Origin of the sequence: Nonomuraea sp. NPDC050680, from assembly GCF_040654555.1 — a bacterium.
In the GTDB taxonomy this organism is placed as follows: Bacteria; Actinomycetota; Actinomycetes; order Streptosporangiales; family Streptosporangiaceae; genus Nonomuraea.
On the sequence record NZ_JBFAIF010000008.1, the window covers coordinates 224,117 to 238,427 of the forward strand.

A 14,311-nucleotide genomic window follows, 5' to 3' on the forward strand; every position below is an offset into this window, starting at 1 on the left:
GGCGGTGCCGGGTGAGTTCCACCCCCATGGCTTTGGGCGAGGAGGCCGGTGAGGTCCGCCGTTTCTGGGCCGGGCTCGGTCTTCCCGGGCTGATCGACGTCCACACCCATTTCATGCCAGAGCGTGTCCTGCACAAGGTCTGGGATTACTTCGACGGTACCGGGCCGCTGATCGGTGGGCTGAAGTGGCCGATCACCTACCGGAAGCAGGAGGCTGAGCGGACGGCACTGCTGCGGGAGTTCGGGGTCCGGGCCTTCACCGCGATGCTCTACCCTCACAAGCCCGGCATGGCCAGGTGGCTGAACGAATGGGCGGCCGATTTCGCCCGCCGTACCCCCGACTGCCTGCATACCGCCACCCTCTACCCCGAGCCGGACGTCGAGACGTACGTCCGCGAGGCCGTCGAAGCGGGGGCACGCGTGTTCAAGGCTCATGTGCAGGTGGGAGCGTACGACCCGGCCGACGAACGTCTCCAGCGGACATGGGGGCTGCTGGCCGAGGCCCGCATCCCCGTGGTGATGCACTGCGGCTCCGGGCCCGCGCCCGGCAAGCACACCGGCCCCGAGCCCATCGCGCGGGTGCTAGCCCGCCATCCGAAACTGCGGCTGATCGTCGCGCACATGGGCATGCCCGAGTACGAGGAGTTCCTCGACCTCGCCGAACGGTACGACCAGGTACGGCTGGACACGACGATGGCGTTCACCGACTTCACCGAAGAATTCATGCCGTTCCCCCGCGAAGCCCTGCCACGGCTCACCGCGCTTGGCGACCGCATCCTGCTCGGCTCCGACTTCCCCAACATCCCCTACCCCTACCTGCACCAGCTCCACGCCCTGCAACGACTGGGACTCGGACAGGGCTGGCTGCGGGCCGTATGCCACGACAATGCGGCGACCCTGTTCGGCCTGTAGCACTACCCGATGCGGACTGTTACGGCACCAAGCGAGTTGGGACGGTACGTGATGACGGAACTGACGGCGTACGAGGCCGGCTGGCGCAAGGTCTGCGGCGACCTGGACAACCATCCCCAGATCAAGATCCTTCACGCCTTGGAGGGTGAACTCGACACGGGTTTCACCGATGTCGCCGCCTCGTGGGCGGCTCTCGTGGGCGGGCAGGAGGTCACGGCGCCCGCCGCGCTGGAGCAGTGCGATCTGCGCTTTCGGGAGCTGGGGCGCCAGTGGATGGGTGAAGGGCCGTACGTCAACGGTGAGTTCTACCTCACCCACATCGCACGGGCGGGCAACCCAGGGCTGGGAGAGGAGTGGATTGAGTCGTGGACGGGCAAGGAGCTTTTCCCGTCATCGCAGCTGCGCGTTATCGATGGCCACCCCATCACGGGTACGGGTCACTATGCCGCACTGCGGCTGCTTCCAGGCGGGGGCGAACCCGAAATCTGGTGGGTGGCCGAGCCTCGCTATGGCGCCTGGAAGATGGACGTTGGCTACCGTGAATACCTGGAGATGCTTCAGCTGACCAAGGGCACCTTCTCCTGGCAGTTCTTATTCACCCGCGCGCCGCTGGACAATGAAGAGTTCGAGGGCGTGCGCGATCGAATCGAGAACATGCTCGACGCATTGCCGGTCCTGTTCCCCGAGCACGACCACAAGCCGCTCACAGAACGCTTCTCCGCACGTTCTTCAGACTGATGTAGCTAGATCTCACGACGATCAAGTGGTCGCACGGAGGTGTTCGATGCCGGTGTCGAGCGCGGCCTTGAGGTGGGTCGAGTCGCCCGTGGCCATCATGATGGTCACGCCTCCCTGGATGCCCGCCAGCAGCGCGGCGGCTGTCCGGTCCACATCAAGGGCCGGCCCAACCAGGCCGTTCGCTTGGAGGGCGCGCATGCCACGGGCGAGCTGCCACTGCCATTGGCGCATCAGCTCCGTCACGATTGCCCGTGCACCGGGTCGGGACCGCCCGACCTGCAGGAACAGCGACCCCAAGGGGCAGTGGTCGCCCTGGCGTTCATAGCGTTCCACCACCATGTCCCGCCACTGATGCCAGGACTCCCACGAGTCCAGGCGCCCTAGGTGCGGCTGCTGGTCCTCCAGAACGCGGTCCGCTTCGAACTGGGCCACCGCCAGCAGCAGTTCGTCCTTGCCGTCGGGGAAGTAGTGGAACAGCTGGCTCTTGCTCGTGCCAGTGCGGCTGCGAATGTCGTCGAGCGTCGTAAGAGCGACACCTTGCTCCCGCAGCAACTCGGCCGCGCCCTTGACGATGCGGGCCTGTGTGGCGCGGCCCTTCGCGGTCGGCGCGTCCGGCATCCAGCCTCTCCTGCCCTCCAGATCAATGGACTAATGGGTCCATTTTACCCGACATGAGGCGCGGGCGGCGGCTGGCGAAGCCCTTCTCAGTCTGGACTTGCTGGTCCATTTTTTGCGAGGCAGAGTTGTCCGCACACACTGCGAGACAGGGAGGTCGCGTCATGAGTGAACGACTGCGGAACAAGACGGCGCTGGTCACGGGGTCGACCAGCAATATCGGACAGGCGATCGCCGAAGCGTTCGCCGCCGAGGGGGCCCACGTCATCGTGTCGGGGCGCAATCGGGAACGCGGGGCACAGGTCGTCGAAGGGATCCGCGCATCCGGTGGCCGGGCCGATTTCCTGGTGGCGGACCTCGATGGCAGCGTGGAGTCCTCCCAGGACCTGGCAGATCGCGCCCGTGAGACCTTGGGCGGACGGATCGACATCCTGGTGAACAACGCCGGCATCTATCCGGCCCCCGGCACCACCGCCACCGACGAGAAGACGTTCGACAAGGTCTACGGGGTGAACGTGAAGGCGCCGTTCTTCCTCACCGCTGCCGTCATCCCGGCCATGACTGAATCAGGCGGCGGAGTGATCATCAACCTCGGCTCGTGGATCGCGCGCCTGGGCGTTCCTCTCGGCGCGCTCTACAGCTCCACCAAGGGAGCCATGGAGACACTCACGCGGGCGTGGGCCGCGGAATTCGGCCCGATGGGCGTGCGGGTGAACGCCGTCTCGCCGGGCGTGATCCTCCCCCCGGCCGCGGACGAGCCCCATCCAGGCGAGATCATGATGAAGGGCACCCCGGCCGGCGGCATCGGCACGCCGGATGCCATCGCGCATGCCGTGGTCTGGCTCGCCAGCGACGAAGCGGCCTTCGTGCACGGAACCGTGGTGGACGTCGACGGGGGCAGGACCGGAGTCGCCGTCATCGCCGCGTAGTGGCGCGGCTCCGGAACCTTCCCGTGATTGCCCCCTCGTCTCCTCACCTGATTGCCGCTAATTGCACGGTGATCATGTCGCGTTGCAGGAGTGGGACGCTGCCCTCGTGGAACTTACCGAGTTCGTCTCAATGAAGCAGCGGATGATGGGTGAGTCGTTTCCCAGCGACCGCGCCCGCGTGACCCACCAGCCCTTTTCCAACGGCTGTGACAGACAACCGGCAATCCCACCCGATACGCTCACTCACCAGAAAGGTGCACCTGCTTCTGCAGCGGATATGGCTTCGACACCCGAATCCTTGCAGTTCAGGGGCACCTTTTCTCATGTTCTAGAGCACAGCTACCGCCCCGTTGAATAGCTGAGGCTAATGGGACGGCGATCAGGCTCTCGACCTCAGTCGTTGCCACCATGAAGGCTTGATGACACGGGCAGTGGTCCCGCGTGGCGTCTCTCCTGTCACGGCGTACTTGAAGAACGCCTCAAGGTCATGCTCGGTCCCGTTGTGAATCCGCTTGGCGACCTTGTTGTGCGGATAGCCTCGAAGCTGCTCGGGGCTCTCCACGGCGGCGGCGTTTTCGGCCGTGCAGTACACCCATGTCCAGTCGCCGTTTCGGACGATCATCTCGCCCAGGTACGCCCCCGCACCCATGATCACGCTGTGGATGACCTCAGGAGGCGGCTTCGAGGCGGCGAACTCGGTGCAGTAGTTGTCGAGATGATGGATGAACGCCGGGTCCCAGTCGAAGGAGTATCCGTCCTCGCGCGTGTGCTCAACGAAAAGCTCGGCCAGGTTCCGCATGTGCTGTGCAGTCTCAGCGTCGCTCGGTGGCGGTTCCTGCTGCGACTTCCTGCGCACCATCGACTCCTACGTCCCGGTTCGGATCATCAGCGCAGCTTCTCATGACATGGCCTGGGAGCGGAACCTCGTCCCCCGCACCGGGTGTACCCGCACGGCGATCATCCCGGAGTCAGAGTCCCCGGCCGAAGGCAAGTTGTTAAGGGATGATGAGTGCTGTGCCCGACCTGTTGTGGGATGACGTGAAAGCTCTCTTCGACCCTGAGGTCAACGGAGCGTTGCCCGACGTGGTTGTAGAAGGGACGACTGTCGAGGACTGGCAGGTGCTGCTGGATCTCGTTCAAGCACAAGGTTGGCAGTACGCCTACTCGGCGGGTGGCGAGCCAATGGACCTCCACCTTTCGCGATCATCCCGGGAGCCGGAGGCGTTCGACAAAGGATCGCGTGCGCGACAAGATTGAGACCATCAGGCTGCGGCTGACTGCTTGCACCCGAAACGACACTGACGAGTTCCACGGCCTATATAGCGATCCGCTAACCCACACGATCGGGGCGGGACCGTTCACGTCGCGGGGTGAGACGGTGGAGTGGCTTGAGCGCAGGCTCAAGACGAAGCACGAGTATGGCTTTGTCTGGTACGGCATTCGCCATCGTGACGGCGGCGCGCTGATCGGTGGCTGTGGCATTCTTGCCGGCCGCACAGGAGTCCTGGAGCCGGAGATTGGCTACGAGATCAAACACTCCGAACGTGGAAGCGGACTCGCGCTTGAAGCGGCTCAGGCCGTTGTGTCCGAGCTACAGGCAACCACGGCCGTGAAGCGTCTGTGGGCAACGGTTCGACCTCACAATGCCGCCTCGCTCAGAATCTGCGAACGGCTGGGCCTGGTGCTGGACCGCGTCGAAACCGACAAGCGTGGTGAGCTGCTTTATCTGGTGCGCGATCTCGCATAGGCGCGGCCCGAGTGGCGGGTGCGCGCGAGAACGGCCCAGGCCGCACGCGCAGCGTGCGCGTTATCAAGTTCTTGGCGGAGGTTGGCACCGATGTGTGGTTGAGGGGCCACGGGGATTCAGGACAGCGAGCGGGGCCAAGATCGTGTTCAGGTAGGTGATTTCGGCTCCGAAGGGATTACGAAAGCGTGAGGGGCGCGGCGGCTATGACGGCGTCGAGCAGGTCACGGGAGCTCTGCAACTCCTCGATGGCGCGGGTGATGCGGTCACGCTGGTGTAGCAGATCGTCGGTGATCTCCGGGCAGACGGGTACCAGGTGGCCCGACTTGACCCGTATGCAGGGCAGTACCTGCGCGATGATCTCGGTGTTGAGCCCGGCCGACAGCAGGCGGCGGATGCGCAGGACGGTGTCGATGTCCGATTCCTGGTAGTAGCGGTACCCGCTGGCCGCCCGCTCCGGGTAGAGCAGACCCTGTTCCTCGTAGTAACGCAGCAGCCGCTCATGGACCCCGGTACGACGCGATAGTTCCCCGATCCGCACGGCGCCTCCACTTGACTCTGACATGGATGTGAGAGCTTAGCCTTCCTCGCGTGAAAAGACAGTTCCCGGTGCTTGCCGTGCTGTGCGCGAGCGTCTTCGTCGTGGGCACCGCCGAATTCCTGGCCGCCGGCCTCCTCCCCCAGATCGGCTCCGACCTGGGGGTCTCGGTGCCCGTCGCCGGGCAGGTGGTGACCGCTTATGCGCTCGGCACCGTGATCGCAGGACCGCTGGTGGCGATCGCCACCATACGGCTGCCCCGCAAGGGCCTGATGCTCACCCTGATGGCGATCTTCCTGGCCGGCTCCGTGGTGAGCGCGCTGGCGCCGAACTATGCGTTGCTGCTGACCGGGCGGGTCATCTCATCGATAGCCCATGCCACGTTCTTCGCGCTGGCGCTGATCGTGGCCACCACCGCGGCCGGGCCCGGGCGGGCCGGCTCTGCGATCGCCGCCGTGACCTCAGGGCTGACCGTGGCCAACCTGCTCGGCGTGCCGCTGGGCGCAGCGCTCGGGCAGAACCTGGACTGGCGCTTCCCCTTCGCCGTGCTCGCCGCTCTGGCGCTGGCGTGCCTGGCGCTCCTCGCGCTGGTCCTGCCGCGTGTCGAGGTGCGACATATCCCGTCGCGGTCCACGAGCGTGGCCGGGGAGGTATCGGTGCTGGCACGGCGGCCGGTGCTGATGTCCGTGGCGACCACGACCGTCGGTTTCGCCGGAGTCGGCGCGGTGTTCACGTACGTGGCGCCGACGTTGACCCAGGTGAGCGGGTTCACCCCAGCCATGGTGTCCTGGTTGCTGCTGGCGTACGGGGTGGGCAGCCTGCTGGGCAACCTCGTCGCCGGACGGCTCGCCGATCGCTCCGTGGGAGCGACGCTGCGCGGCGTCTTCGCGTGTTTGACAGTGCTGCTGGCCGTAATGCCCCTGGCTGTCGTGCACAAGCCGTCGGCGATCGCGGCGGTGCTGGGACTCGGCGTGCTGGCCACCGCCACCGTCGCCCCGCTGCAGAGTCTGATCCTGCAACACGCGGGCGCCGCACCGACCCTGGCGGTTACGGTCAACGTGGCCGCGTTCATGCTGGCCCACGCGGTGGGCTCGGCCATCGGCGGGGGCGTCGTCACCGCCGCCGGGCTGCGCTGGACGGGGCTGGCCGGAGCCGCGCTCAGCGCCTCCGGACTGCTGCTGTCCTACCTGGCCGTCCCCCGGCCCACGGCCGCTGCGCGACCGTGGGAAGACCCGGCCACGACCCCAACCGTGAGGAAGATCCATGACTGAAGCCGCTGACCACTACGACCGGCTGCTCGCCCGGCACTACACCTGGATGCTCGGTGGTGATCTGCCCGCCCTCGCCGCAGCGCAAGCAGACCTGCTGCGCAGCGTCGGCGTCACTGCGACAGCAGCCGCCGCTGCCACCGCCGTCGACCTCGGCTGCGGACCGGGCAACCAGAGCCTGGCCCTGGCCAGACTCGGCTTTTCCACCGTGCTGGCCGTCGACACCAGCAAGGCGCTGCTCGACGAACTCACCGCCACCGCCGGCGGCGACCCGGTGATCCGGACCGTCCAGGCCGACATCCGCACAGTGCTGCCGGACATCACCCGGCCCGGCGAGGTGGACACCATCGTCTGCATGGGTGACACGCTGACCCATCTGCCCAGCAAGGACGACGTGACCGCCCTGCTCGGCGACATCGCCGACGCCTTGGCTCAGGACGGCCGGCTCGTCATCACCTATCGTGACCTCACGCGTCCAATGACTGGCGCCGACCGGTTCATCCTGGTCCGCGGCACCGCCGACCAACTGCTCACCTGCTTCCTGGACTATGTCGACGATGACACCGTCCTCGTCCACGACGTGCTGTCCACCCGTGCCGACGACACCTGGAGCCAACTGGTCGGCAGTTACCCCAAGCTCCGCATCGGCGCCGACTGGCTCGCCGCGCAATGCGTTGTGGCCGGGCTGTCGGTGCGACGCGACGAGGTCGGCCCGCGCGGCATGCGCCTGCTGACCGCAGTCAAGGCGGGAGCGGAGAGCTGAGCCCCCTCGGCCGCGAAGCACAACCCGTGGACGATATTCGTTCCACCGCCCGTTACCGGCGCCGCGCAGTGGCAAGGCTTCTGCTGCGCAACCTCCTAGGAAGGTCACCGATCTCATGAGGCTCAATGTTCCGGCGCTGTCTGGTGCTTCTGTACGGCTGGAGCCGCTCACCATGGACCATGCCCCCGACCTGGCGCAGGCCGCGGAAGAGGACCGCTCCTCCTACGCCTTCACCATGGTCCCGCGCGCCGACCAGGTGAAGGACTACCTCCAGGCCCAGCTGTCCCGTCAAGGGTTGATCCCGTTCGCGCAGATCCGCGTGCGAGATGGGAAAGCGGTCGGCTGCACGGGGCTCTGGGATGTCCGAACCTGGCCAGGCCGCCAAGATCCGCGTGCCGTCGAGATCGGCTTCACCTGGCTGGCCGCCTCGGCTCAGGGCACGACGATCAACGCTGAGGCCAAGCTGCTGCTGCTCGGCCACGCGTTCGAGGTGTGGGGGGTGACCCGCGTCGACCTCAAGACCGACGCCCGCAACCAGCGCTCCCGCCGCGCGATCGCGGGCCTCGGCGCCACCTTCGAGGGCGTGCTGCGCAATTGGTCACCCTCCTGGGCGCCGGGCGAGGAAGGCCTGATGCGGGATTCGGCCATGTTCTCGGTGATCGCCGCCGAATGGCCGGCCGTCAAAGCGGGGCTGCAGGAGCGCCTGGCCACATATGGAGGAGCGAGATGACACCGCACAAGCCGATGTTCGCCGAGATGTTCCTCGCCGAGGACGTCGATCCCAGGGGCGTCGTTCCGGGCGGAGGCGAGGAGAAGGCCATGCTCGCCGCGTTCCTGCGCTGGCAGCGCCAGACGCTCATGCTGAAGTGCGCCGACCTGGCCCCGCAAGCCCTCGCCCAGCGCTCGGTGTCCTTTTCCGGATTATCCCTGCTGGGCCTGGTCCGCCACCTGGCCGACGTCGAACGCCGCTGGTTTCGCCGGGACCTGGCCGGACACGCGGCCGACCCACACTTCAGCACCGACGACCACCGGGACGCTGCCTTCGATGAGGCCGCGCCCGACGCTGAGATGGCCGCCGAGGCCTGGCAACTGTGGCAGGAGGAGGTCGACTTCGCCGAGCGTTTCGTGGCCCAGGCGGCCGACTTGGAGGTAAGCGGCGAGGACAGCTGGCGCGGCACGATCACGCTGCGGTGGGTGATGGTGCACCTGATCGAAGAGTACGCCCGGCACAACGGCCACGCCGACTTCCTACGACAAGGCATCGACGGCGCGGTGGGACTGTGAGCGTGATTCACCCGCACTGCGACGTATCAGTAGACAGGTCCTTCCTCCTGAGGGGATGCGCCCCCGCCGGAGGCGTTGTTCGATGCTCATCAGCACTGAAGTCGAGCGCTGGGATTCATGCCTCATTCCAGTTGTCGAGGATAATGACAGGCGCATCTTCCACATCCAGCCATTCGGCTTCGATGCCCATGCCGGTGGATGCTTCGATGAATGCGAATGCCGCGCTGCGCTTGCCGCGGTAATCCTCTGGGTCGAGCGGGTCGAGCATGGTGCGGAACTCGGCAAGGATGCTCGGATCGCCCTCCTGGACGGTGTGCTCGGCGAAGATGAAGTTGCGCATCCGTGCCCTGATCCTGCCATCGGCCGCGTAAAGGATCGAGTGCCCCCCGTTGAAGTGCCAGGTTGTCATCCACACGCGTGCCTCTTTGCTGAGTTCGTTGAGGATGTAGTCGGGCGTGGCGAAGCCGTAGGAGAATTCGAGGAAGCCCCAGGCTCCTTCCCCCTCGTAGACGAAGACCACGGGCAGGAGATCTTCGCCGGCCTCTTCTCTCGGGTACTCCATAATGCGTTCCTCGGGATCGCGGCCTCCGTTCAGCCGCCATAGGAGATCGCTTACGGTGATCTCTTCGTTGAGGGGTTGCACTACGGTCCAGCAGAGTCCGTTCTCAAGCCACTGCTGCTTGTTGAAGAGATTGCGGTAGTGATCGATCACGGGACGATTGTCGCGGAGGCTGCCAGGAAAGGAATACCCCTATAGCTCCTTGAAGCGGATGCCGAGGAATCGAAGACGGGAAACAGGCCGTCAGCAGCGGTGTCATCTCTCATCACCAAGGTAGGTGAGTCGACCCCGCGGGCCTGCGGCAAGTACGGCCCGATCAGGCGCGTTCCTTTCATGAAGCGGTCGTCCTACCCCTGCCCGAGATGCCGGCGGTGGCCGCGCTGACCACGGCGAGCGTCGCTCCCACCCACATCACCGCGGAGATCGACACGCCGTCCACGACCCGGCCGCCGACGAATGAGCCGAGCGCGATGGAGACGTTGAAGGCGCCGACGAAGAGCGCCGTGCCCATTTCGCCGCCGCCCGACCGCATGATCCAGAGCTGCAGGGTCACTCCCACGCCGCCGTAGCCCAGGCCCCAGACCACGAGCACGATCAGGGGCAGGCCGATCAGGGGCAGCGCCGCCGTGGAGAGTGCCATGAGCACAGCCAGCGTGACCAGAACCGGCTTGGGGTTCCTGGCCGCCCATGCCCCTGCCGCGAAGTTGCCGGCCACGCCCGCGGCGCCGTACATGAGGAGGGCCGCGCTGACGAGGGCGGGACCGGCCTGCGAGACCTGTTCCAGGAACGGCCGGACGTAGGTGTAGGCCGCGAAGTGGCCGGACACGATCAAGACGGTCAGGACGAGGACGACCTTGAGCGGGCCGGAGAACCACGGGAGCCGCCCCTCCGACGCACGAGGCGGGGCCTCGTGGGGCAACGGCTCGGACACGCGGGCTCGGGGTTCGCCGGGTAGGGGCGGCAGGGCGACCGCCAGCAGCGCGAGTAGGGCCAGGGCCAGAACCCCCATGGCGACGAACGCGGTCCGCCACCCCGCGAACGACGAGATGAACGTCGCCACGGGCACCCCCAGTACTGACGCCACCGACACCCCGGCCAAGATGATCGACGTGGCCCGCCCGACGTACCCTTCGGGCACCAGTCGCAGGCCGAGTCCGGCCGCGAAGGCCCAGAACCCGCCGATGCTCACCCCAGTCAGTACCCGGGCGGCCAGCATGACGGGGTAGTTCGGCGCGAACGCGCCCGCGAGGTTGGCCACCGCCAGCAGCGCCATCAGCCCTAGTAGCGTGACGCGCCGGTCGAGCCGTCGGGTGGTGATCGCCAGCACGGGCGCGGAGACGGCGGCGACCAGTCCGGGCGCCGACATCATCAGCCCGGCCGTTCCGTCGGAGACGCCGAGGGTGGCGGCGATCGAAGTCAGCAGGCCAACGGGCAGCATCTCGCTGGTCACGATGGTGAAGGTGCCCACCGCGACCGAAAACACGGCGAGCCAGCGCGCCCGGGTGGCGGCGGAAACATCAGTCATGGTCATGCCAGCCAGCTTTCTGCCGACCACCAGGGGGAACAATGGCGGAAGTCGAAGGCTTGGTTTAGGTGGACTAAGCGATCAGATGGAGGTGGGATGGAATTCAGGGAGCTGGAGTGCTTCGTCGTGCTCAGTGAGGAGCTGCACTTCGCGCGTACGGCCGAGCGCCTCTACCTGTCACCTGGCCGGGTGAGCCAGCTCATGCGCTCGCTGGAGACCAGGCTCGGCGGCCGGCTCTTCCACCGGACCAGCAGGCGCGTACGCCTCACGCCCCTGGGCGAACGTTTCCTGGCTGACCTGCGCCCCTCCTACGACGGCCTCGCGAACGCGGTCAGCCGGGCCAAGGCGGCCGCCCGCGAGGTGACAGGCGTGATCAGGCTCGGCTTCTTCGCCACCCCCACGGACGTCGTCATCGGCAGCGTGCGCGCCTTCGAGCGCCAGTACCCGGGATGCGAGGTGGAGCTGGTGGAGATCCCGCTCTCCGACCCTTTTGGCAAGTTGCGGGTCGGGCAGGTGGACATCGCGTTCACGCTGCTCCCGGTGGACGAGCCCGATCTGGCTACGAGCGAAGGGCTGAACCGGGTCTCCTACCAGCTCGGCGTCTCCTCGCGCCACCCGTTGGCCGCCCGTACGAGTATCGGCGCGGAGGAGCTGGCCGACGTGTCCCTGATCGGTCTGGACGGCCCGGCTCCGCGCACGTGGCGCGAGCGTGTGACACCGTCCGCAACGCCTTCCGGCCGTCCCATTCCCCTGGCCGGTACGGTGGCCACCAGCCAGGAGGGCCTGACCCAGGTGGCGCTCAACCGGGGCGGCATGTTGTTCTGCACTCCGACGGCGGCTCACCACGGGCGCCCGGACGTCAGTTTCGTTCCCGTCGCGGGGTTGCCTCCCTCGATCCTCGGCCTGGCTTGGGTGAAGGCGGCGGAGACTGCGGCGATCCGGGCGTTCAACGAGGCGGCTGTCGGGCACGCGCTCGGGGCAGCGGTCCTGATGGCATAAAACATAACGGGAAACAAAATGCCAGATGAGATCCCTCGTCTTCTGGCGCGACACCGAGGATGGTCATCGGGTCACGCCGCAGCCCGCTCGTCGGCTGCTCGCCTGCGTAGCCGCCGCGTGCTCGATGGCGAAGGCCCTCACCAGGTGGGTCAGCGGCAGGCCGGCGCTCTTGGCCAGAGGATGAGCTGCTCGACGGCCTCGAGCTTGCGAGGTTACGTCCCACTGCCGACAGTTCCGTTGCTTGTTTCGTCAGCGGGCCGACGCCTTTGGGAGTCTCGGCTGAGCGCCACGAAGGGGTTTGCCGCAGTCTCGTACCGTAGTCGGCCGCAAGGTGGCTGTGGCGCGATCGACCGCACGTGCTCTCGGGGCGGCCGGGGCGTTTCTCTAATCCTCGTTGACCCCACCTTGGATAACGATTTCCTACGTCACAAACCAGAGCCTCCACGTTAAGTAACAGATCCGTCACTCAAATGAGTATGGTCACGATCAGTGATCTCTCGAAAACATTGGGTCTCCCGAAGAGTGGAGGCGGATGTGGCCAGTGAGTTCCAGCGTAGAAAGGTCGGCAGAGTCTTCCGGGCGATGGATGTGGACGGCGACGGCCGACTGACCCAGGCCGACTTCCAGGCGCTCGCCCACCGCTGGACGGCCGTCGGGGGGTCCGTCGACCCAGAGCGACTGTCCTCCATCATGACCGGTTGGTGGCCGGTGCTCCGAGCCGCCTCCGGCCCCGGCGGCGACTCCGTCTCCCTCGACGAGGTGCTTCGCGTCGTGGAAAGACTCGGTGACATGACCGAGGCGGTCTCCGGCACTGCCGACGCGATGTTCGAGGCCATCGACCTCAACGGCGACGGCCTCATCTCCTGTTCGGAATACGGCGCGCTCATCGAGACGTGGAACGGGGCGCCCTCAGCGACCGATGAGATCTTCCCGCGCCTCGACCTGGACGGTGACGGCCACCTCACCCGCGACGAGTTCCGCATCCACTGGACAGAGTTCTGGGCCGGCGACGACCCGGACGCTCCCGGGACCTATGTATTCGGCGCGCTGGTGGAATAGCCCGAAGGTGGCGTCATCATGAGGCCGTGGAGCGCACCGAACGCCGGGGCGTTCGGCTATGGCAGGACATTGTCACAGGTGGAGGGTGCTCGGCTTCCTTGCCGAGGCGCCGGGGATCGGGAGATGATTCTCGGGCCGCCCAAGTTCAAGGCCGGCAAGCGCGTGATCGGTATCCCGGAGGCCTATCCTGCCGGAGTTGCGCGAGCACATGAGGATCTACGTGAAGCCGGAGGATGACGCGCTCGTCTTCTCGGGGGTCAAGGGCGGCCCGATGCGGCGGAGTGGGTTCAACAAGTGAGCGGTTGGACGCATGCCGTACGGGCCATTGGGGTGCCGGGGCTCCATCTGCAACTCGATAGGCTCGAACAAGATCAAAGCTCAGATCCTGAAAATGCCGGTTGGCCTGGGCTTTCTGCTGTGGAGCGGGCGACGGGGATCGAACCCGCGCTGTCAGCTTGGGAACTCTTTAAGGCCATGCCGTCCGATCAGGGGAAACACCGACCTGGACATATGTCGGTCGAGTGACCGTGAGTCCGCAGCATGGAGAGCACGTGGCCTCATTCCGCGCACTCCGTCCGTGATCACCCCGTCTACCGTCGACCAGCCCGCAGGGGAAGCGGGCCCGGGTCGATGGCAGACGGGATGATCAGGGACCCTGCCTCAGCCACTCACAGACCGGCGGCGATGAGCAGCCCTTGGCGGTCATCCCGGAACCGGAACGCCCGCCAGGGGCGATGGTTGAAGAAGTGGCGATTGTGGCTGGACCGGTACAGTTTTGCCCATGCAGATCATTTACCGCCCACGTTGGTCGCTCGCCTTTTTCTCTGGTGGAGTCGGTGTCATCGTGATCGCCGTCGTCTATTGCGTCCTGGCCATCGTCCTTGGCTCGCCCGCGAATTTGACGACAGGGGTTACCGTGGCCGCGAGCTTGGTGTATCTGCTTTTCATTGTGATGAAGGTGCGGCGCCGAAGTCTGACGGTTACCGAGGAGGGAATGATCGCTCAGAGAGATACCTTCAGGGTTGCGGTGAACTGGTCGGACTTCGTTGATGTGCAGCCCAAACGCATTGGTGGCCTGTATCCGGTGGATGTGATGACCTTCAGCGTCGGTGCCGTGGAGCCGGTGGACGTGAGAGGCCGTCGGCGGAAGGCGGTTCCCCCGAAGGTTCACACGATCGGCGCCGATCGACGGATTCAGGTAGGCGTCTACGCCTCTGATTGGCGTACGGGGCCGATCGGCGAGCTGGCCGCTCGTCACTCCTCTCAGGGCCACGGGGTCGAGTAGGAATCGGGAAAGTCTCGCCCTGATGTGGCGCTGCGCCGCTGGCGTCGGTGAGTGCGTTGGGTACGGCGGGCGTGCGGCGCGGGTACGGCCCGGG

Annotated in this window: 19 protein-coding genes; 14 read left to right on the plus strand and 5 right to left on the minus strand. The window is 66.3% G+C overall.

Going from position 1 to position 14,311, the window contains the following annotated elements; all coding sequences use genetic code 11:
* Positions 1-26 precede the first annotated feature (26 nt).
* Both AB0H88_RS27160 and AB0H88_RS27165 read left to right on the plus strand, forming a co-directional pair.
* Complete coding sequence (locus AB0H88_RS27160) at positions 27-911, plus strand: amidohydrolase family protein (RefSeq protein WP_357649341.1); 885 nt, start codon at positions 27-29, stop codon at positions 909-911.
* A gap of 51 nt (positions 912-962) precedes the next feature.
* Positions 963-1,649 (plus strand): hypothetical protein, encoded by a 687-nt coding sequence (locus tag AB0H88_RS27165; protein WP_357649073.1) that lies wholly within the window; start codon positions 963-965, stop codon positions 1,647-1,649.
* A 21-nt stretch (positions 1,650-1,670) separates the two neighbouring features.
* On the opposite strand, the gene AB0H88_RS27170 is transcribed toward AB0H88_RS27165, so the two are convergent.
* Positions 1,671-2,267, minus strand: coding sequence for a TetR/AcrR family transcriptional regulator (locus AB0H88_RS27170; RefSeq protein ID WP_357649075.1), 597 nt, complete (start codon positions 2,265-2,267; stop codon positions 1,671-1,673).
* Positions 2,268-2,428: 161 nt separating this feature from the next.
* Here AB0H88_RS27170 and AB0H88_RS27175 point away from each other — a divergent pair, with 161 nt between their 5' ends.
* Positions 2,429-3,193: an SDR family oxidoreductase gene (locus tag AB0H88_RS27175; protein ID WP_357649077.1), complete on the plus strand. Its 765-nt coding sequence runs from the start codon at positions 2,429-2,431 to the stop codon at positions 3,191-3,193.
* A 106-nt stretch (positions 3,194-3,299) separates the two neighbouring features.
* Positions 3,300-3,551, plus strand: coding sequence for a hypothetical protein (locus tag AB0H88_RS27180; RefSeq protein WP_357649080.1), 252 nt, complete (start codon positions 3,300-3,302; stop codon positions 3,549-3,551).
* A 21-nt stretch (positions 3,552-3,572) separates the two neighbouring features.
* Here the strand turns inward: AB0H88_RS27180 and AB0H88_RS27185 are convergent, their stop codons facing one another.
* Positions 3,573-3,992, minus strand: a complete 420-nt coding sequence (locus AB0H88_RS27185; protein WP_357649082.1) for a hypothetical protein — start codon at positions 3,990-3,992, stop codon at positions 3,573-3,575.
* Positions 3,993-4,207: 215 nt separating this feature from the next.
* Here AB0H88_RS27185 and AB0H88_RS27190 point away from each other — a divergent pair, with 215 nt between their 5' ends.
* Both AB0H88_RS27190 and AB0H88_RS27195 read left to right on the plus strand, forming a co-directional pair.
* Positions 4,208-4,450, plus strand: a complete 243-nt coding sequence (locus AB0H88_RS27190; protein WP_357649085.1) for a hypothetical protein — start codon at positions 4,208-4,210, stop codon at positions 4,448-4,450.
* A complete protein-coding gene (locus AB0H88_RS27195) occupies positions 4,434-4,940 on the plus strand; it encodes a GNAT family N-acetyltransferase (protein ID WP_357649087.1) in 507 nt (168 codons plus the stop codon). The genes AB0H88_RS27190 and AB0H88_RS27195 overlap by 17 nt, the downstream gene beginning before the upstream one ends.
* 175 nt (positions 4,941-5,115) lie before the next feature.
* Here the strand turns inward: AB0H88_RS27195 and AB0H88_RS27200 are convergent, their stop codons facing one another.
* The gene (locus AB0H88_RS27200) at positions 5,116-5,478 is read right to left on the minus strand and encodes a MerR family transcriptional regulator (protein WP_357649089.1); all 363 of its coding nucleotides are present in this window, start codon (positions 5,476-5,478) and stop codon (positions 5,116-5,118) included.
* Positions 5,479-5,528: 50 nt separating this feature from the next.
* Here AB0H88_RS27200 and AB0H88_RS27205 point away from each other — a divergent pair, with 50 nt between their 5' ends.
* From AB0H88_RS27205 to AB0H88_RS27220, 4 genes are all read left to right on the plus strand, one after another.
* Positions 5,529-6,746, plus strand: a complete 1,218-nt coding sequence (locus AB0H88_RS27205) for an MFS transporter (RefSeq protein ID WP_357649092.1) — start codon at positions 5,529-5,531, stop codon at positions 6,744-6,746.
* Positions 6,739-7,506 carry a class I SAM-dependent methyltransferase gene (locus AB0H88_RS27210; protein ID WP_357649095.1) on the plus strand — a complete coding sequence of 256 codons (768 nt, stop codon included), beginning with the start codon at positions 6,739-6,741 and terminating at the stop codon, positions 7,504-7,506. Before AB0H88_RS27205 ends, AB0H88_RS27210 begins: the two co-directional genes overlap by 8 nt.
* Before the next feature lie 115 nt (positions 7,507-7,621).
* Positions 7,622-8,236, plus strand: a complete 615-nt coding sequence (locus tag AB0H88_RS27215; protein ID WP_357649097.1) for a GNAT family protein — start codon at positions 7,622-7,624, stop codon at positions 8,234-8,236.
* On the plus strand, positions 8,233-8,790 hold the full coding sequence (locus AB0H88_RS27220) for a DinB family protein (RefSeq protein WP_357649099.1): 558 nt from the start codon (positions 8,233-8,235) through the stop codon (positions 8,788-8,790). The genes AB0H88_RS27215 and AB0H88_RS27220 overlap by 4 nt, the downstream gene beginning before the upstream one ends.
* Before the next feature lie 115 nt (positions 8,791-8,905).
* Here the strand turns inward: AB0H88_RS27220 and AB0H88_RS27225 are convergent, their stop codons facing one another.
* A complete protein-coding gene (locus AB0H88_RS27225; protein ID WP_357649102.1) occupies positions 8,906-9,502 on the minus strand; it encodes a hypothetical protein in 597 nt (198 codons plus the stop codon).
* 178 nt (positions 9,503-9,680) lie between these two features.
* Positions 9,681-10,880 carry an MFS transporter gene (locus tag AB0H88_RS27230; protein WP_357649104.1) on the minus strand — a complete coding sequence of 400 codons (1,200 nt, stop codon included), beginning with the start codon at positions 10,878-10,880 and terminating at the stop codon, positions 9,681-9,683.
* 90 nt (positions 10,881-10,970) lie between these two features.
* Here AB0H88_RS27230 and AB0H88_RS27235 point away from each other — a divergent pair, with 90 nt between their 5' ends.
* The 4 genes from AB0H88_RS27235 to AB0H88_RS27250 all read left to right on the plus strand — a co-directional run bounded on the left by AB0H88_RS27235 (position 10,971) and on the right by AB0H88_RS27250 (position 14,217).
* A complete protein-coding gene (locus tag AB0H88_RS27235) occupies positions 10,971-11,873 on the plus strand; it encodes a LysR family transcriptional regulator (protein WP_357649106.1) in 903 nt (300 codons plus the stop codon).
* A gap of 25 nt (positions 11,874-11,898) precedes the next feature.
* Entirely contained in the window at positions 11,899-12,057 is a 159-nt protein-coding gene (locus AB0H88_RS27240; protein ID WP_357649108.1) for a hypothetical protein, read from the plus strand.
* Positions 12,058-12,407: 350 nt separating this feature from the next.
* The gene (locus tag AB0H88_RS27245; RefSeq protein WP_357649110.1) at positions 12,408-12,932 is read left to right on the plus strand and encodes an EF-hand domain-containing protein; all 525 of its coding nucleotides are present in this window, start codon (positions 12,408-12,410) and stop codon (positions 12,930-12,932) included.
* Positions 12,933-13,713: 781 nt separating this feature from the next.
* Complete coding sequence (locus AB0H88_RS27250; RefSeq protein WP_357649112.1) at positions 13,714-14,217, plus strand: hypothetical protein; 504 nt, start codon at positions 13,714-13,716, stop codon at positions 14,215-14,217.
* Positions 14,218-14,311: the final 94 nt, after the last annotated feature.